This is a genomic window from Cellulomonas bogoriensis 69B4 = DSM 16987 (genome assembly GCF_000767165.1).
Classification (GTDB): domain Bacteria; phylum Actinomycetota; class Actinomycetes; order Actinomycetales; family Cellulomonadaceae; genus Actinotalea; species Actinotalea bogoriensis.
This window is the reverse complement of record NZ_AXCZ01000043.1, coordinates 1-17,645: the sequence shown is the minus strand read 5'-3', so window position 1 is coordinate 17,645 and position 17,645 is coordinate 1. Positions and strand designations below refer to the sequence as shown.

General features: G+C 73.1%; 16 protein-coding genes and 1 tRNA gene. 4 read left to right on the top strand and 13 right to left on the bottom strand.

Going from position 1 to position 17,645, the window contains the following annotated elements:
* Positions 1 to 147: 147 nt before the first annotated feature.
* Positions 148 to 675 (bottom strand): RNA polymerase sigma factor, encoded by a 528-nt coding sequence (locus tag N869_RS06095; RefSeq protein WP_332248752.1) that lies wholly within the window; start codon positions 673 to 675, stop codon positions 148 to 150.
* A 191-nt stretch (positions 676 to 866) separates the two neighbouring features.
* Between N869_RS06095 and N869_RS06090 the strand changes: the two genes are divergently transcribed.
* Entirely contained in the window at positions 867 to 1,049 is a 183-nt protein-coding gene (locus tag N869_RS06090) for a hypothetical protein (protein ID WP_035059258.1), read from the top strand.
* Positions 1,050 to 1,197: 148 nt separating this feature from the next.
* Here N869_RS06090 and cspE read toward each other — a convergent pair whose 3' ends face one another.
* The gene (gene cspE, locus N869_RS06085) at positions 1,198 to 1,401 is read right to left on the bottom strand and encodes a transcription antiterminator/RNA stability regulator CspE (protein ID WP_035059255.1); all 204 of its coding nucleotides are present in this window, start codon (positions 1,399 to 1,401) and stop codon (positions 1,198 to 1,200) included.
* Between the two features lie 199 nt (positions 1,402 to 1,600).
* Here cspE and N869_RS06080 point away from each other — a divergent pair, with 199 nt between their 5' ends.
* A complete protein-coding gene (locus N869_RS06080) occupies positions 1,601 to 2,332 on the top strand; it encodes a glutamine amidotransferase (protein ID WP_035059252.1) in 732 nt (243 codons plus the stop codon).
* A 6-nt stretch (positions 2,333 to 2,338) separates the two neighbouring features.
* Here N869_RS06080 and surE read toward each other — a convergent pair whose 3' ends face one another.
* Entirely contained in the window at positions 2,339 to 3,100 is a 762-nt protein-coding gene (gene surE, locus N869_RS06075; RefSeq protein WP_035059249.1) for a 5'/3'-nucleotidase SurE, read from the bottom strand.
* Positions 3,097 to 4,053, bottom strand: coding sequence for a 1-phosphofructokinase family hexose kinase (locus tag N869_RS06070; protein ID WP_035059245.1), 957 nt, complete (start codon positions 4,051 to 4,053; stop codon positions 3,097 to 3,099). Before N869_RS06070 ends, surE begins: the two co-directional genes overlap by 4 nt.
* Positions 4,054 to 4,330: 277 nt before the next feature.
* On the opposite strand from N869_RS06070, the gene N869_RS06065 reads away from it, so the two are divergent.
* Positions 4,331 to 8,317, top strand: a complete 3,987-nt coding sequence (locus N869_RS06065) for a S8 family serine peptidase (RefSeq protein ID WP_052105139.1) — start codon at positions 4,331 to 4,333, stop codon at positions 8,315 to 8,317.
* Here the strand turns inward: N869_RS06065 and N869_RS16460 are convergent.
* The 3 genes from N869_RS16460 to N869_RS06050 all read right to left on the bottom strand — a co-directional run bounded on the left by N869_RS16460 (position 8,289) and on the right by N869_RS06050 (position 10,862).
* Positions 8,289 to 9,767 carry a hypothetical protein gene (locus N869_RS16460; RefSeq protein ID WP_156968386.1) on the bottom strand — a complete coding sequence of 493 codons (1,479 nt, stop codon included), beginning with the start codon at positions 9,765 to 9,767 and terminating at the stop codon, positions 8,289 to 8,291. The genes N869_RS06065 and N869_RS16460 overlap by 29 nt on opposite strands.
* 188 nt (positions 9,768 to 9,955) lie before the next feature.
* A complete protein-coding gene (locus N869_RS06055; protein ID WP_084136525.1) occupies positions 9,956 to 10,465 on the bottom strand; it encodes an ATP-binding protein in 510 nt (169 codons plus the stop codon).
* A gap of 124 nt (positions 10,466 to 10,589) precedes the next feature.
* Positions 10,590 to 10,862 (bottom strand): hypothetical protein, encoded by a 273-nt coding sequence (locus tag N869_RS06050; protein ID WP_052105137.1) that lies wholly within the window; start codon positions 10,860 to 10,862, stop codon positions 10,590 to 10,592.
* Positions 10,863 to 11,103: 241 nt separating this feature from the next.
* Here N869_RS06050 and N869_RS06045 point away from each other — a divergent pair, with 241 nt between their 5' ends.
* A complete protein-coding gene (locus N869_RS06045; RefSeq protein ID WP_456297584.1) occupies positions 11,104 to 11,904 on the top strand; it encodes a DNA polymerase domain-containing protein in 801 nt (266 codons plus the stop codon).
* Positions 11,905 to 11,940: 36 nt separating this feature from the next.
* Here N869_RS06045 and N869_RS06040 read toward each other — a convergent pair whose 3' ends face one another.
* The 6 genes from N869_RS06040 to N869_RS06015 all read right to left on the bottom strand — a co-directional run.
* The gene (locus N869_RS06040) at positions 11,941 to 13,002 is read right to left on the bottom strand and encodes a LacI family DNA-binding transcriptional regulator (RefSeq protein ID WP_035059242.1); all 1,062 of its coding nucleotides are present in this window, start codon (positions 13,000 to 13,002) and stop codon (positions 11,941 to 11,943) included.
* Between the two features lie 52 nt (positions 13,003 to 13,054).
* Positions 13,055 to 13,390 carry a nucleotidyl transferase AbiEii/AbiGii toxin family protein gene (locus N869_RS06035; protein WP_035059239.1) on the bottom strand — a complete coding sequence of 112 codons (336 nt, stop codon included), beginning with the start codon at positions 13,388 to 13,390 and terminating at the stop codon, positions 13,055 to 13,057.
* Positions 13,387 to 14,361: a type IV toxin-antitoxin system AbiEi family antitoxin domain-containing protein gene (locus tag N869_RS16455; RefSeq protein WP_198025981.1), complete on the bottom strand. Its 975-nt coding sequence runs from the start codon at positions 14,359 to 14,361 to the stop codon at positions 13,387 to 13,389. Before N869_RS16455 ends, N869_RS06035 begins: the two co-directional genes overlap by 4 nt.
* A gap of 472 nt (positions 14,362 to 14,833) precedes the next feature.
* Positions 14,834 to 14,909, bottom strand: a tRNA-Thr gene (locus tag N869_RS06025).
* 82 nt (positions 14,910 to 14,991) lie between these two features.
* Positions 14,992 to 16,590, bottom strand: coding sequence for an alpha/beta hydrolase (locus tag N869_RS06020; protein WP_232229626.1), 1,599 nt, complete (start codon positions 16,588 to 16,590; stop codon positions 14,992 to 14,994).
* 48 nt (positions 16,591 to 16,638) lie between these two features.
* A partial coding sequence (locus N869_RS06015) for a DNA polymerase III subunit delta' (protein WP_035059236.1) occupies positions 16,639 to 17,645 on the bottom strand: 1,007 nt, incomplete at its 5' end.

The window sequence follows — 17,645 nt, the reverse complement described above, 5'->3', positions numbered from 1 at the left end:
ACCCGGGCGCGCAGGGCGTCCAGGTCCGGGCTCCGGTCGCGGGCAGGGTCGGCGGCGCGCAACCGCTCCAGGGCGGTGTCGTCGGCGGGCGTCCCGGTCTCGTCGTTGCTCACGGTGTCCTCCTGGGGGTCGGGCCCCAACGGGACCTCACCCCGTCTGTGTCTCACCGACCACCGGGCTTGCAGGTGGGCGGAACCCGTCCTGCTGCTCGCTCCACGCCTGGCGCAGCCGCGCCCGTGCCCGCGACAACGCCGCGTCCGCTCCCCCGCGCCCCACTCCCAGGACCACGGCCAGGTCCGCCCCGGTCAGCCCCTCCCACGCGTGCAGCAGCAGGATGCGGCGGTCCCGTGGCGACAGCACCGCCAGCACGGCACGGACCTGCTGGTCCGCGACCACCAGGTCGGCCGGGTCGACGTCGTCGGCATCCTCGGGGACGTCCTCGACCGGGACCGGACGCGCCTTGCGGCGGTGGTTGGCCAGGACGTACCCCGCGGTCCGGTACAGCCAGGGCAGCTCGGCCCCATCGGGCACGTCCGCGCGCCGACGCCACGCCGTGACCAGCACGTCGGCGGTGAGGTCCTGGACGTCGTCGGGCGCCACCCGCCGGGCGAAGTACCGGTGCACGGCGCCCGCGTGCTCGCGGAACAGCCCCTCGAACCAGCTGTCGTCGTGCACGGACGCTCCCCCGGTGGATGCGGGCGCACCCCGCGTGCGCACCTACCGTGCACTGTGTCGTGACCGCGGCCGATCTTGCACCGCGCCACGCTGGGTCTCACCAGCCGTGCGACGCCCCTGCGGGGGCGGGCGGCACCGGACCGACCTACCGTGGCCGGACCACCTCCCGTCGACCCACCCGAGGAGTCCCGATGAACGAGCACCCCGACGACGGCACGAACACCCCCGACCGTGAGCAGCGCGACCGGATCCAGGCCGAGGGTCCTGACACCGTCGGGCCCGACGCGGCCGCCCAGGACGCCCAGCAGATGCGGTCGATGCCGCCCGAGCCCCACGGCACCGACGACGACCCCGCCAGCCACCTGCAGGGGTGAGGGGCCCCCGACCCCTCCCGGTCCGGAACCCACGTCAGGGGCGGATCAAGGGGACGGAGAAGCGCGGAAGCCCCGGCCACGAGGGGCCGGGGCTTCCGGAGATCGATCAGCGGGTCAGGACCCGCGTCGCGATGTCAGATCGCGAGGATCAGAGCGGCGTGATGTTCGCGGCCTGCGGGCCCTTCGGGCCCTGGTTCACCTCGAACTCGACCTTCTGGTTCTCCTCGAGCGAGCGGTAGCCGCTCGAGTTGATCGCGGAGTAGTGGGCGAAGACGTCGGCGCCGCCGTCGTCGGGGGCGATGAAGCCGAAGCCCTTTTCGGCGTTGAACCACTTCACGGTGCCAGTAGCCATGTCAGTCTCCTTCAGGAGGGTCGTACGGACCCGCGGATCGGGGCCGTGATCAAGCGCGTGTTCGTCGTCCGCTCCTGGTAAGGAAAAAGCGCCTGGCCGGGGCCGGGCGCACTCAAGACGTGCAAGCACAGCAACTTCGTGAAAGACATTACCCGGGTCGAGGCACGAGCGCCACCCCCTTCGCACTAGGGTCACGCAGGTGAAGCCGTTCCTGCTGGTGGGCACGCGCGCCGAGGACGCCGCGGCCGACGCCGAGCTCGAAGCCGTCCGGCGGTTCGCCGGCCTCGGGCCCCAGGACCTCGTCCGCGTCCGCCTCGAGGCCGGTCCCATGCCCGACCTCGACCTGGACGCGCTCTCCGGGGTGATCCTCGGCGGCAGCCCCTACTGCGCGAGCGACCCCCCGCAGGAGAAGTCCCCCACCCAGGTGCGGGTCGAACGGGAGATGTCGACCCTGCTGGACCGGGTCACCGCCGCAGGCGTGCCCTTCCTCGGAGCCTGCTACGGGGTGGGGACCCTGGGGGTGCACGCCGGGGGCGTCGTCGACCGCACCTACGGCGAACCGGTCGGAGCCGTCGAGGTCAGGCTCACCGACGCGGGCCGCGCCGACCCCGTGCTCGGGGCGCTGCCTCCCACGTTCACGGCGTTCGTCGGGCACAAGGAGGCCGTACGGGTACTGCCCCCCGGCGCGACCCTCCTGGCCACCTCGGACGCCTGCCCCGTGCAGGCGTTCCGGGTCGGTGAGCACCTGTACGCCACCCAGTTCCACCCCGAGCTGGACGCCCGGGGACTCATCGACCGGGCGACCGTCTACCGCGACGCCGGGTACTTCCCCACCGACGAGCTCGACGCCGTCGTCCGTCGCGCGCGAGAGGCCGTCGTCACCGAACCGGGGCGGGTGCTCGGCGCATTCGTCGAACGCTACGCCCGGTGACGCCCCTCACAACGGGCCGGTGACCTCCTCGATGTCGGCATCGGGGTCGAAGCAGGGCGCCTGCAGCAGGGTCATGGTCGCCCAGCCACGCGCGAGCAGACCCGCGTCGGACTCCGCGTCCCGGGCCGGGTCGATCTCGGAGTAGGTCACCATCAGCTGGCCACGGTCCACCTCGTGCACCCGCGCCTGGACCGCCCCGAACGAGGCCAGGGGCGCCGAGCGCACGCCCTCAAGACGATCCGCCGGGACGTCGGGCACGTTGACGTTCAGGACGCCCCCGCGGGCAGGGCGGTCGGTCAACCACCGCAGACCACGCGCGGCCACACCCCTGACCGTGTCCCAGTGGCGCGGCCGCGCCGAGGCGACCGAGACCGCCAGGCCGTGGATGCCGTGGGTCATCGCCGAGAGCGCCGCGCCGACCGTGCCCGAGTGGATCACGGCGTGACCGGTGTTCGCCCCCAGGTTCACCCCCGACAGCACGACGTCCGGGCGGGGCCCGAAACCGTCGTGCGCGGCCAGGAACGCGATCAGCGCCGGCGCCGCCCGCACCGCGTAGCAGGTGACGTGGTCCGGGACGCCGGGTGCGCGGGTCGGGTCGACCAGCAGGGTACCGTCGCGCTCGGCCCCCAGGAGCGAGGCGCTCGCCCCCGAGGACTCCCGTGCGGGGGCCGCGACCACGACCTCGTACCCGGCCTCCAGCGCCACGTCGACCAGCACCGCCAGGCCGGGCGAGGCGATGCCGTCGTCGTTCGTGATCAGAGCCCTCATCGGTCCTCCTCCTGCCCGGCTCCCAGCCGCCGGGTCATGATCTCCTCCGCGAACCTCTCGATCTCGTCCCGACGGCCCGTGCCCAGCCCGCGACGGGTCACGTTGAGCGCCCCGGCGGCGGCACCGGTGCGCACCGCGTGCAGCAGGTCCTCCCCGCGCGCCAGACCCACCGCGATGCCCGCCGTCATCGAGTCGCCCGCGCCACGGTGCTCGACCGTGGTCACGGCCGGGACCGTGACCTCCCAGGCGTCCCGGCGCGTGACCACCAGGGTGGCGTCGGCGGCCCGGGAGACCACGACCGCGCGCACCCCGCGCGAGACGATGCGCCGCGCACCCTCCACCAGCCGTGACGGGGAGTCACCGTCGGCGAACCCGCCCTCGCACATCTCGACGTGGCTCATCTTCAGCACGCCCACCCCCGGGTCCAGCACCTCCCGGGTCGCCTGACCGGACAGGTCGGCCACGACGGTACGGCCCGCCACCCGCAGGTCCCCCGCGAGCCGGCCGAACATCTCGGCGGGCACCGTGCCGGCCGGGTCGTCGCCCGCCAGCACGACGACGTCCGCGTCGAGCGCGGCGACCAGCACCGTCCCGTACAGGTCGTCCAGCTCGTGACGGCCCAGCCTGCTCGGGGCCATGCGGGCGACCTCGGCGCGCTGACCGGCGCGACGGTCGTGGACGTACGCGCCGTTGCTGCCCGCGTACGGGGTGGGGCGCACCTCGATGCGCTCGCGGGCGACCAGGTGCGCGACGACGTCGCCGGTCTCGCCGCCGAACGGCCCGCACAGGACGACCTCGGCGCCCAGGGACCGCGCCATGCGCGCGACCCAGAGCCCCTGCCCACCGGCGTGGACGTGGACGTCCGCCTCCGGGCCCCGTCCCGGTTCGACGGTCACGGTGAGCAGGGGTGTGACCGCGAGCACGCACAGCCGCGGCACCTGCTGGTCGTGCACGTGACCACCTCGCCCCCACCGCTGCCGGACACCCGCGGGACGCGATGCGCGCCGCCGTCCTGCGAGTGTCCCTACCACGGGACCGGCTCGCACCTCCACGAGAGATGAGTCACAAAAGACACGACACGCCGTCATCCCGGACATCACGCACCGGGGGTGGTCGCCGACCTACTGTTCCCCCGAGCCGTCGTGACGCCGTGGGGGTACGCACCGGCTCGAGCCGCCTCCACGACTCATGTGGGCCCGACATGCCCGATCCGGTCATCCCTGGAGAGTCATGCACCGTCCCCGCAGCACGCTTGCAGCCGCCCTCGCCGCGGCACTGTCCCTGCCGCTCACCCTGTCCCTCGGCGTCGCCAACGCCACCCCACCCCCCGACGACCCCGTCGTCCAGCACTCCGACGGGCTCGACCGGCCCGCCGGCGCCCTCGAGCGGCTGGAGGCGCTGGACCCCGCCGGTGACGTGATCGCCGAGTCGATGCTCCTGGCCGAGGGCCACGTCACCGCGTTCGTCGAGCTCGCCACCACCGCGGGCGTCGACGCAGCCGAGGCCGGGGACGACCCCGCCGAGGCCGCCGAGGAGACCACCGCCCTCGCCGAGGAGGTCGTCCCCGACGCCGTGGAGGACGTCGGCACGTTCAGCACGCGCGCCTCCAGCGACACCCCCACCCGCCTGGCCGTCACCACCACCCTGGTCGCAGGGATGGTCGTCGACGGTGACGCGGCCCGCATCCGCGCACTGGCGGGCAGCGAGGGCGTCGAGGCGATCCACCTCATCACCCCCAAGGTGCCCAACAACAAGGGTGCGGACGTGTTCACCCGCGCCGCCCAGGCCTGGGAGTCCACCGGCATGACCGGCCAGGACGTCACCATCGGCGTGATCGACACCGGCATCGACTACACCCACGCCGCGTTCGGCGGCCCCGGCACCGCCGAGGCCTACGCCGAGGCCTACGGCGAGGACGGCACCGGCCCGGTTCCCACGCACCTGCTCGACGACACCAAGTACCTGGGCGGGTGGGACTTCGCCGGACCCGACTACAACGCCGACCCGAACGCCACCGCCCCCGGGGCCACCACCGTCCCCAGCCCCAACGCCAACCCCATCGACGCACCCGACGCCAGCCCGAACGGCGGCCACGGCACCCACGTCGCCGCGACCGCGGCCGGGTACGGGGTGCTGCCGGACGGGAGCACCTTCGACGGGGACTACGCCGCGATCGACGACCTGGACGAGTGGCGGGTCGGGCCCGGCTCGGCCCCCGAGGCCGGCGTCTACGCCCTGAAGGTGTTCGGCGACAACGGCGGCAGCACCGCCCTGACGATCCAGGCCCTGGAGTGGGCGGCCGACCCGGACGGCGACCACGACTACAACGACCGCCTCGACATCGTGAACCTGTCCCTGGGCTCGGTGGGCACACCCGCCGACGACCCCGAGAACCTGTTCATCGACCGGCTCGCGAACCTCGGCACCCTGGCCGTGACCTCGGCCGGCAACTCCGGTGACGTGACCGACATCGGCGGCACCCCCGGCAACGCCCGCAGCACCCTGACCGTCGCGAACTCGGTCGGCGCCTCCCAGACCTACGACGCCGTCGAGGTCCTCGAGGCCCCCGGCAGCGACCTGGAGGGCCTGCACCCCGCCCAGAACACCGTGTTCTACACCGGGACCGAGGACGTCACCGCACCGGTGGTGCACGTCGGCGACGACGTCACCGGCTGCACCTCCCTGGAGCAGTACCGGGAGGCCATCGAGGACGCCATCGTCTGGTTGTGGTGGGACGACGACGGCACCAGCCGCGCGTGCGGCAGCGTCGCCCGCTGGAACAACGCCGCCCAGGCCGGCGCCGCCGGCGTGCTCATCGGCACCACCGAGCCCGTGTTCAGCGCCGGGATCGCCGGCAACGAGGACATCCCCGGTGCCCAGCTGACCGCCGGGGCCACCCAGACGCTGCTGCCCGCCATCCGCGAGGGCGGCGTCGTCATGCGCATGGGGCCCTCCCTCGACAACGCCGCGTTCGTCACCGACGAGGACCTCGCCGACCTGATCGCCCAGAGCTCCTCCCGCGGGGTCCACGGCTCCCTCGGCGTGGTCAAGCCCGACGTCGCCGCGCCGGGCACGCTGATCTCCTCGGCGTCGTCCGGCTCCGGGACCGCCGCGAGCACCAAGACCGGCACCTCGATGTCGGCACCGCACGTGGCCGGCATCGCCGCGCTCGTGGCCGAGGCGAACCCGGGGTGGACGCCCCAGCAGATCAAGACCGCGATCATGAACACCGCCACCCACGACGTGTACGGCCAGCCGGGTCAGGCGGGACCCGTGCAGGGACCCGAACGGGTCGGCTCGGGCCGGGTGGACGCCCTGGACGCGGTCACCACCGACGTCCTGGCGTGGGCCACCGACGACGCCGAGCTCGTCTCGGTGGTGTTCGGGGTGGTGCACGTCGGGCAGGAGACCCTCGAGGAGCGCCGCACCGTGACGGTGCGGAACACCGGCAGCAGCGCCCGCACCTTCACGACCTCCTTCGACGGCGCGACCACCGCGGGGGGCGCGCAGATCAGCGTGCACCCGGCGACGGTCACCGTGCCCGCCGGGCGCACCGCCCTGGTCACCGTGACCCTCACGGTCGACCCCGAGACCCTCGCCCGTGAGATCGACCCCACGTCCGAGGAGTCCTACGACCTGGGCATCGACATCCCACGGGAGTTCGTCTCGTCGGTGTCGGGTCGCCTGGTCCTCACCCCGGAGGACGGCGACGAGCTGCGGGTCCCGGTGCACGCCGCACCGCGCCCGGTCAGCGACCTCACCGCCCGCACCGTGACCGTACGGGAGGGCTCGACCAGCGCCCCGCTGCGGCTGGACGGGGCCGGGGTCCAGGCCGACGGGTGGCGCTCGCACGTCGCGCCGCTGGTGCACGCCGTCAGCAGTCCCCGCCTGGACGCCACCCCCGGGGTGAGCACCTCGCCGTCGTCGGTCGCCGCAGGCGACCTGCGGCACGTGGGGTACGCCTCGACCGCACCCCAGCTGGCGGCAGCCGGCGGCGACCCCGCGACGGGCACCCTGGGCATCGGTCTGACGACCGACGGCCCCTGGACCCGCCTGGGCGTCGCGGTGATCCCGATCATCAACGTCGACATCGACGGTGACGGCATCTGGGACCTGGAGGCGTACGTGCGCAAGCTCAGCACGGACCTCGACGTCACCGTCCTGGAGACCTACGCCCTGGACTTCGCGGACGGGTCGTACAGCCAGGGCGCCCTGCTCGACGTGATGCCCGTGGACGGCCTGTGGGGCGACCCGACCGGCACCGTGTTCGACAACGACGTGCTCGTGGCACCCATGACCCTGGACGCCGTCGGCATCGCACCGGGTGACACCCCGTCGGTGACGGTCGCGACGTTCTCGCGGTGGGCACCGGACGGGTCGAACATCGTCGACGAGGTCCCGCCGTTCGACGTGGACCCGTTCGACCCGCCGCTGTGGTTCGACTCCGGTGACGGGGCCGAGCGGCTGTGGTTCCCGTCCGACGCGGGCACGCCCCTGACGGTCCACCGTGCGGAGCAGGCCGAGGACGTCGACCAGCAGCTGCTCGTGCTGCACGCCCTGAACGAGCCGGGTGCACGTGCCCAGCTCGTCGACGTGGTGACCGGGCCGGTCACGCCCACCACCACGGACCTGGCGGTGGAGGGCGACCCCACCACCGGAACGGTCACCCTGGTGGCGTCCGTCGACCCTGACGACGCCACCGGCACGGTGACGTTCCTGCGCGGCGAGGAGACCCTTGGCGAGCAGGCCGTCGACGGGGGCGAGGCCCGCCTGGAGGTCGAGCTGCCGCCGGGCACCCACGAGGTGGTCGCGGCGTTCGAGCCGGACGACGACGCCTGGACCGGGTCCCGCTCGGAGCCGGTCACCGTGGAGGTCCCCGAGCCGGGTGAGGTGCCGGACCTCGCGGCCTCCCGGCTGACGGCCGTCGTCCCCGGTGCCTCCCCGCGGGGGCTGCCCCTGCCCGTCGCAGCGACCGTCCGCACCGACGGGCCCACGCCCACCGGGCGGATCGAGGTCAAGGTCGGTGACCGGCTGCTCGGCAGCGCACGGGTCGTGGCCCACGGACGGACGGGCGCGGCCGCCCTGGCGATACCCAGCAGCGCCCTGCCGCCCGGTGAGCACGTCCTGACGGTGACCTACACCGGCAACGACGAGGTCGAGGGCTCGTCCGTCGAGCGCCGCGTGCGCGTCATCGCCCTGGGACCGCTGCGTCCCTGACGTCGACCGCGTCGGCGTCACCACCGGAGGGGTCGGTGAGGTCCGGGCAGTGCCCGGACCCGCCGGCCCCTCCGTCGTCCCCCGGGTCCTGGAGGTCCCCGGATGCACGGGCCGCCGCGCGGGCCGTCCGCACCTGGGTGGTGACCAGGTGGATCAGCACCGCCGCCAGGATCGCTCCGGTGAACAGCGCCAGGGCCAGCACCGGGTTCTCCATGATGGCGGGGTCGACGACGATCGCACCGGCCAGGGCCAGCATGGTCGTGCCGGCCACGAGCTTGAGGACCTGGCCGTGCTTCTCCTGCATCTTGGTGGCGCGCATCGTCACCACGGCCACGCCGAACACGATCATCTCGTCGAGCAGGTACGGGACCATGTACGCGACGTACAGGCCACCGGCCTCGGCCAGACCCACGCCGTTGGCCTGCAGCAGCCCCGCCCACAGGACCGGGAACCCGGCGGTGCACGGCAGCTCCAGCAGCGACACCGCCACGCCCAGCGCCGCGGTGGCCGCGAGCGCGGGGATCAGCGACCGGTGCGCGGCCGCCGCGCGGGCCCGCTGGTAGATGCCCGGTTTGGCGGAGTCGGCGATCGTGAAGGAGATGCCCTTCTTGAACGCGAAGTAGTCCTTGACGCTGACCACCCCGAAGATGCCGGCCGCGAGGGCGACCACCACCTGGATCGCGCCGAGGAAGCCCACGATCGTGAGCGCCGAGTAGATCCCGACCATGAACAGCCCGTACATGGCCGCCGTCACCAGCAGGAACGTGGTGCCCACGGCGATCACTCGGCGCCGTGAGCCGGTGCGCAGGACGATGGCGAGCAGGATCGAGATGACCCACAGCGAGCACGGGTTGACCCCGTCGACGAACCCGATCGCGAGGGTGGCGACCAGCAACGACTGGTCGGCGAGGTTGACGTCCCCGATCAGGGGCATGCTGATGGACGCCCCGGTGTCGCCGTCGCACTGCAGGTCGTCCTCGGTGCAGGTGCCTGCACCGGGGGTGCCGTAGACGCCGGCGGGGACGGGCAGCCCGTTGGTGGCGTTGTCGAGCGCGGCCTCCACGTCCCGGGCGATCTGGTCGGTCCACCCGATCCACACGCGCTGGTCGATGACCGTGGTGGGCACCGACGTGGCGTCGAAGCCCATCTCTGCGCCCAGGGCACGGAAGCGTTCCCGGTTGGCGGCGTCGTTCCACACCTCGTACTTGACGACGTCCAGCCCCGGGTAGCGGTCGGCGTTGGCGTCGAGCCACTCGTCCTGCTCGGCGCAGCGCGCGCAGCCGTCACCCCAGAAGACGGTCATCTCTGCCGGCTGGGAGTTCTCGGCCTGGGGGGTGACCGTGGCGGCCACCGTCTGCGCGGTCGACGGCAGGGCCAGGAGCGGGAACAGCAGAGCCGCCACCACCATGACCATCGAGGCGCTGCGCACTCGCCTGAACCACTGGTCCACCACCACCTGATGCCTCCCCCACTCGCGACGCCCTCGCGTCATCGTCGGCGTCGCCGAGGCGCGGGAGGTGGGCACTTCGTCCCGGGACAGGTGGGGCGGCGCGCAGGAGAGGCCTGTGACCTGCGCTCTCACTCACGGCGATATACCGGCTCGGGCCGTGAATATCGTGGGGACGGTCCGCGCAGAGGTCAGAAGTCGTCGAGGTCGAGCTCGAACCAGACGGTCTTGCCACCGTCACGGTGCTCCTCGACGCCCCATCGCGAGGCCATCGCCTCCACGATGGCCATGCCGCGGCCGCTCAGCGAGGACGGCTCGTGCGCCATCACCACGGGTGCCTCCGGCCCGGCATCGCTGACCGACACCCGCACCGACCCGTCGGAGCACCGCAGCTGCAGGCCCACGGCGCTCCCACCCGGACCGTGGAGCACCGCGTTGGACAGCAGCTCGCTGGACAGCAGCTCGAGCACCTGGTTCACCATGCCGGTGACGCCCTGGGCCGCGGCGGTGCTCACCACCCAGTGCCGACCGACCGCGACCGACTGCCGCTGACCGGGCAGCACGATCGACTCCAGGTCCTCGCCCTGCGCTCCCACCGTCCCGGGGCGCGTCTGCTCCGGAGCGGTGGAGGCCTCCCCGCCGCCGTCGACCAGCCGCAGCGTGCTGCCGGAGGAGGTGCGCCGCGCGCGTTCGCCGCTCATGTCGACCTCCTCCGTCCGGTGCCGGTGGCCCGCCGCTCGCCGTCGAGCACACCTCCAGGGTGACGCATCTGCGCCCCTGCGTCTCGTCGAGAGCGGGTGAGAGACGGCCTGACGTGCACAGCAGTCACCCAGCGGCCCTTCCTCGTGCCTCGACCAGGCGCGGGATCCCGGGGGGCGCGGCCGTCGACAGCTCCAGGTACTTCGCCTCGGCCCGGTGCAGACGGACGTGCTCGTCCAGGGACCAGGTGGGCCCGTTGCGCAGGACGGTCCCGCACGAGCACTCCAGCCACAGGGTGCCGTCGGGGTCGGTGGTGACCGTGCCCGCGGTGTAGTGCTGGGAACGGGCACGTTCCTTCGCGTCCCGCAGGGCGGCGCTCACCGGCTCGTGGGTCGTCACCCGAACAGGTTAATGGCCGTGAGACCGTGAGTCGTACCGCAACTCTCACCACGCGCGCCGTACGCAGCCCTCGCCGCCCGGCCCGCCGCGTCCTAGCGTGATCCCATGGCGCGCCCAGGGTCCCCCGCGGTCGAGATCGACGTCGCAGGCCGGGCCGTGCGCGTCACCAGCCCCGACCGGCTGGTGTTCCCCGAGCGTGGCCTGACGAAGCTGGACGTGGTGCGGTACGTCATCGCCGTGGGTGCGCACGAGCCGCGTCACGTTCCCCTCGGGCCGCACCGCCGACGAGGTCAGCCCCACCGAGGTCGCGGTGCTGGTGTGGGCGGCGAACCTGGGGACGCTCACGTTCCACCCCTGGCCGGTGACCGGCACGGACGTCGACCGTCCCGACCAGCTGCGCATCGACCTCGACCCGCAGCCCGGCACCGGGTTCGGGGACGTCGTGGCGGTGGTCCCCGTCCTGCAGGAGGTGCTGGACGCCCACGGCCTGGCCGGTCACCCCAAGACGTCCGGGGGTCGGGGGCTGCACGTCTACGTGCCCGTCGAGCCCCGCTGGACCTTCACCGAAGCGCGCCGCGCGACCATCGCCCTGGCGCGGGACCTCGAGCAGCGGGTGCCGGACCAGGTGACGACCGCGTGGTGGAAGGAGGAGCGCGGTCAGAAGGTGTTCGTCGACTACAACCAGATGGCACGCGACCGCACGATCGCCTCGGCGTACTCGATCCGCGCCGACCCCCGGGCCACAGTCTCGACCCCCGTCACCTGGGACGAGCTCACCGACGTGGACCCCCGCGACCTGGACGTCACGACCGTCCCCGGACGCCTGGCCCGGCTCGGCGACCTGCACGCCCCGCTCGCGGCCGGTGACAGTGCACGGCGGCCCTGCTCCCTGGAGGGTCTGCTGGAGCTGGCCGACCGCCACGAGCGCGACCAGGGGCTCGGTGACCTGCCGTACCCGCCGGACCACCCGAAGATGCCGGGCGAGCCCAAGCGGGTGCAGCCCAGCCGGGACACCGGCAGACCACCGGCGACCACGGGCTGAGGAGCCCGGGGCCGGCGCCGGCGCCCGGCCCGGGGGTCAGGCCGCCGGTGGTGGGGCGGTGCTGCCGCGCACCACCAGGGACGTGGGCAGGACCACGTCCTCGGGGACCTCGGGGTTGCCCGCGCGGTGGCGCCCGATCGCCTCGGTGAGGGTGCGGGCGGCCGCCTTGCCCTTGGCCTCCAGGTCCTGGCGCACGGTCGTGAGGTCCGGACGGACGCGGCGCGCCAACGGGCTGTCGTCGAAGCCCACCACCGACACCTCGTCCGGGACCTGCAGACCCAGGTCACCTGCGGCGCACACCGCCGACCACGCCATCACGTCCGAGAAGCACAGGATCGCCGTGGGCCGGTCCGGGAGGGTCAGCAGGGTGCGGGCACCGTCGTACCCGTCGCTCTCGGTGTTGTCGGGCACCTGCACCGCCGTCAGACGCACGTCGGTGCCCTCGAGCACCCGCAACCAACCCTCGGCCCTGGCCCGGGGCACGAACCCGGCACCAGCGGTGTGCGGGTCGGCCACGACGCCGTGCGGACCGTCGAACGAGATCGTCAGGAGCCCCACGTGCCGGTGGCCCAGGTCCACCAGGTGCTGGGCGGCCTCCGCAGCACCGCCGTCCTCGTCGAGGGTGACCGACGCGGCGCGCCGACCGTCCTGGCAGTCCACGAACACCAGCGGCAGCCGCCGGCGCACCAACCAGCCCAGCGCCGGGGCGTCCTCGGGGCACGCGTACACCAGCGCACCGTCCATGGGCACGTCACGGGCCGGGATGACCTCTGCCGACCCGTACGACGGCAGCAACGTCACCGCCAGGCCCGTGGGGGCGAGCTCGTGGGCCACCGCACCGAAGAACCCCGTCGCGATGTCGTCCCGGAACGCCGTGCGCATCGAGTGGGTCAGCAGCACCCCCACCGCCCCCGTCGTGCCCCTGGCCAGTGCCCGGGCCGACGGGTCCGGCCCGACGTAGCCGAGCTCCTCCGCGGTCGCCAGGATCGTGGCCCGCAGCTGGGACGAGAGCTGGTCGGGCCGGGAGAACGCGTTGGAGACCGTCATCCGGCTCACACCGACCCGGTCGGCGATCGTCTGGAGCGTCACGCGCGCCATAGCGCCTCCCTGTGCGTCGACATGGGGGACAGCGTAGGCGCCACGGGCCGGATCACCGAGGACCCGGGTGGACCACTTCCTGCGTGACTTCGCGGCGAGCTTCACCCACGGCGTGGTCCTCGGCGTCGTCGAGGTCACCGCGCCTGTGGAGCAGGTCGACGTCCTTGGTCGTCCTGGCGTCGTGGACGCGGGCGAGCACGGCAGTGCCCCCTTTGAGCACCCACGGGCTGGACGGGTCGTGGAACACGCGGGCGAGGAACCTGGAGAAGACGAACCGTCGGACGAGCGCCGCGCTGTCAACGCTGGTGGCTCTCGCGGTCGCCTTCGCGCGCGCGATCACCGCACTCCACAGCGCGACACCGCTGGCGTACCCGTCGGTGCTCGTCATGGCTTACCTCCCTGACGTCGGGGCACCTTGGCAAGGGCACGGGTCGCTTCACGGCCGGCTGGCGAGTTCAGCCAGTCTTGTGTCTCGCGCACCGCGGGGGCGTTCGTCATCGCGAGGAGGGAAGCCCGCACCTGCTCCGGGAGCTCGTGCACACCGGTGTGAGCTTGGACGGCCTTGCTGAGTTCCGCGAGCCCGGTGAGGCAACCGAAGTCCTCGGTGACCTTGGCGAGCCCGAGGATCGTGGTCGTGTCGATCTTCGGCAGGAGCTCAGCGAGCGTGTCGTTGATCCCGGCGAGTCGGCCGACGTTGACGAGCTCACGACCGGCAGGGCTCGCGACGAGCTGGCGCGTCAGTGCTGCCGCGCTCAGGTCAACGAGGTCCAGGAGGTACTCGACGAGCGCACGGCCGTCCGGCTGACCGTGTCGGCGGGCGAGGGGCTCGAGGCGGGCGGCGAGGTCGTCGACGTCGATGACGCCGCGGCGGACGCCTTGTCCGATGATCTGCGCGATGTGGTCGGGGTCGTGGCCGTCACGCAGCAGGTCGGTGGCGGTGCGCTCCTCGGTGGTCGTCGGGAGCCCGTCGATGATGGTTACATCAGCGTCAGTGAGGGTCAGGCGGTGAAGCCGGACACCACGGCGGGACTGCTTGCGTCCGGTGTGGGTGAGTTCGGGGACGTCGTCGAGGAGTTCACCGAGGCGGTGCAGTGCCGCGGCGGACGTGTGGGACGCCACGCCGGCGCTGACCGGGTCGGCGAGGCGCTCCTCGGCGGTGCAGGTCGGGTCGAGGGTGAGCCATGCAGCGCGCAGGGCACGATGCTCGGCCGGCGCCGCAGGGGTGGCGTAGACCCCCCGGTCGACGCGCTCGAGAACGTCGGCGCTGGTGAGACGAGCGAGCTGGACGCGGGTCACACCTTGGCGTTCGGCCTGGGCGGTGGTCAGGAGTCCCCATTGGCCGGCCGCGATTTCAGACACAACCGCGAGAACGCGCGTGCTGGACGTCGGCATACTGCGATCGTATCACTCACGCGATACAAATGAAGCATCTTTGCTGAGCACCGCGCATCGGCGTACTACGTTCGTTGCAACCAAGCGTTACAACTGCAGTACCGCAGCAAGTGACTGTTGCCTGATGCATGCTGGGCGGAGGGCCCGCGGATGACCCCACAGATCGCCCCGACGCCTTGATCGCCACTGGGTGTCGTTGAGCGCCGCCTGAGCGCGCCGAGAGCGGCCGGTCTACTGGTGGGGGCCGGCGGGCGGAGCGAGCGCGCGTGAAGAGCGGCGGCGCGTGAGGTCGCGAGGAGCCTGGTTCAGAAGGGCGCGCTACCCCGCACCCCGCGGTTCGCAGCCCGGGTCCGTTGGCAAGCCGGCCGGGTACGCCGCGCGATCGACGAAGGCCGCATTCGTGGCCGTGCCGGAGGGGGCCTCTGACCTGCACTCCTGATGGAGCCGCCTAAGGGAATCGAACCCTTGACCTTCTCATTACGAGTGAGACGCTCTGCCGACTGAGCTAAGGCGGCGTGGCCCGCCGCGCGGGTGGGCCGGGGCAACTGTACCCAGCCCAGCCCCCCAGGCCAAAGCGGGGGCGTCACCCGGTGCAGGTCAGCACACCAGCCCGTCCTCGGGCACCAGCCCGTCCACCAGGTAGTCGTCGACCGCGTCCAGCACGCAGTCGTTGGAGCGGCCGTACGCGGCGTGCCCCTCGCCCTCCCAGGTGAGCAGGACCCCCGACTCGAGCTGCTCGGCGAGCGCCACGCTCCACTCGTACGGGGTGGCCGGGTCACCGGTGGTGCCCACCACCAGGATGGGTGCCGCGCCCGCCGCCTCGATCGGGCCCCGCTCCCCCCGCGGGGGCACCGGCCACGCCTCGCACCCGGCACCGGCCGCGAAGTCCCGGCCGAACGTCGGCGCCTCCTGCGCGACCTCGTCCGCCAGGGCCTGGATCTCCTCGAAGGTGCGTTCCGGGCTGGTGTGGTCGATGCAGTTGATCGCCTGGAACGCGATCATCATGTTCGACTCGTACGTGCCCTCCGTCGTGCGACCGAGGTACGCGTTGGCCAGCTCGAGCAGGATCGAGCCGCTGTTCTCCCGGATCGCCTCGTCCAGGGCCGCGGTCAGCAGGTACCAGAAGTCGTCGTCGTACAACGTGACGACGATCCCGTAGAACGCCAGGGTCGCGTTCAGCTCATCGCCCGTGGCGGTGTCCAGCGGCTGGCGCTGGATGCGGTCCATCAACGCGGCGATCTGCTGCTTGCCGGACTCCACCCCGCCGCTCAGCGGGCAGCCCCGGGCCGCCTGGCAGTCCTCGACGTACGCCGTCAGCGCGTTCTCGAACCCGATCGCCTGGCCGACCACCAGCTCGTCGAGGGTCACCGAGGGGTCCATCGCCGCGTCCAGCAGGAACCGGCCCACGTTCTCGGGGAACAGCTCGGCGTACCGGGCACCCAGGTACGTCCCGTAGGAGAACCCCGCGTAGTCCAGCTGGTCCTCGCCCAGGACCGCCCTGATCAGGTCCATGTCCCGGGCCGCGCTGCCCGTGTCGACATGCTCCAGGAGGGCGCCGGTGCTCTCCCGGCAGGCCTCCCCGAACTCCCGCAGCATGCGCCGCTGGTCCTCCAGGTCCTGGGGGGACTCGAACGGGGGGTCCGCGGTGAGGAACGCGTCGACCACCTCGTCGGGGCCGCAGTCCACCGCAGAGGACCGCCCCACCCCACGCGGGTCGAACCCCACCACGTGGTACGCCTCCAGCAGCCGGTCGCTGAACAGGCTGGTCGCCTGCTCGACGAAGTCGTACCCCGAACCGCCGGGCCCGCCCGGGTTCACCACCAGCGACCCCAGCGGCTCGCCCCCCGTGGCCACGGCCCGCCGCAGCGCCAGGGTGATCTCGCCCTGCTCGGGGTCCTCCCAGCTCAACGGCGCCGTGACGGTGGCGCACTCCAGCTCACCGCACTCCTCCCACACCACGTCCTGGGCGTAGAAGGCCTCCAGGTCACCCTCCTGGCCCAGGGTCGGCTCCTGCGCCGGGGGTGGGGCGTCCGGGTCGACGGTCGCCTGTTCCTTGGGCGCCACGCACCCGGCCAGCAGCAGCGCCGCACCGGCCCCCAGCGCCACTGCGCGGCGCAGCACAGCCCCACGTCGACGGGACGGTCCGGCCGTCGGGATCACCAGGGCGGGGGGCAGCGGGGCGTCAGGGCGGGGCACGGGACAACGGTAACGAACACCCACGTCACCGCGGGCGCCCGTGACCCCTCAGGCCTGGGGCCGCAGCGCCACCGCCATCGCCTCGACCGCGAGCAGCGGCGCGACGTTGCCCTCCAACCGGGTGCGCGCCTCGCCCACGGCATCCATGCGGCGCAAGGTCTGCTCCGCAGGGCACTCCTCGGCGAGCCTGCGGACCAGGTCCCCGTGGGCGGCGTTCACCGCCTCCACACCCGCCCCGAGCTGGAGCACCAGCACGTCCCGGTACAGGGACAGCAGGTCCACCAGTGCCCGGTCCAGCATGTCCCGCTGGGTGCGGGTCGCCCGCCGCTTCTGGTCCTCCTCCAGCTGGCGCACCTGCGCCCGGGACGTGGGGGGCAGGGTGCCGCCGTCCTCCACACCCAGGGTGCGCAGCAGGGCGGTGCGCTCGGCCGCGTCCCGGTCCTCGGTCGCGGCCTTCGCCTCTGCGGTGGCCGTCTCGACCAGCTCGGCGGCGGCGAGCACCGCGTCACCCACACCCCGCACCGACCCGACCAGCTCCAGGACCCGGGACCTGCGCGCCCGGGCCTCGGGGTCGCGCGCCAGACGTCGCGCCATCCCGATGTGGCTCTGCGCCGCACGCGCCGCCACCACCGCGACGTCACGGTCGATCCCGTCCCGACGCACCAGCAGGTCCGCCACCGCCCCCACCGGCGGCACCCGCAGGGCCACACCCCGGCACCGGGAACGGATCGTCACCACCACGTCCTGGGGGCTCGGCGCGCACAGCACCCACACCGTGCGCGGCGGGGGCTCCTCGATCGCCTTCAGCAGCACGTTCGAGGTCCGTTCGGTCATCCGGTCCGCGTCTTCCAGGACCATCACCCGCCACCGGCCCTGGGACGGGGCCCGCTGCGCCACCCCGATGAGGTCACGGACCTCGTCGATGCTGAACGTGACCTTCTCGGTCGCGACCACCGACACGTCCGCGTGCGTCCCCGCCACCGTCGTCGTGCACGCCTGGCACCGCCCGCACCCCGCGGCCGGGCACTGCAGCGCCGCGGCGAACGCCCGCGCCG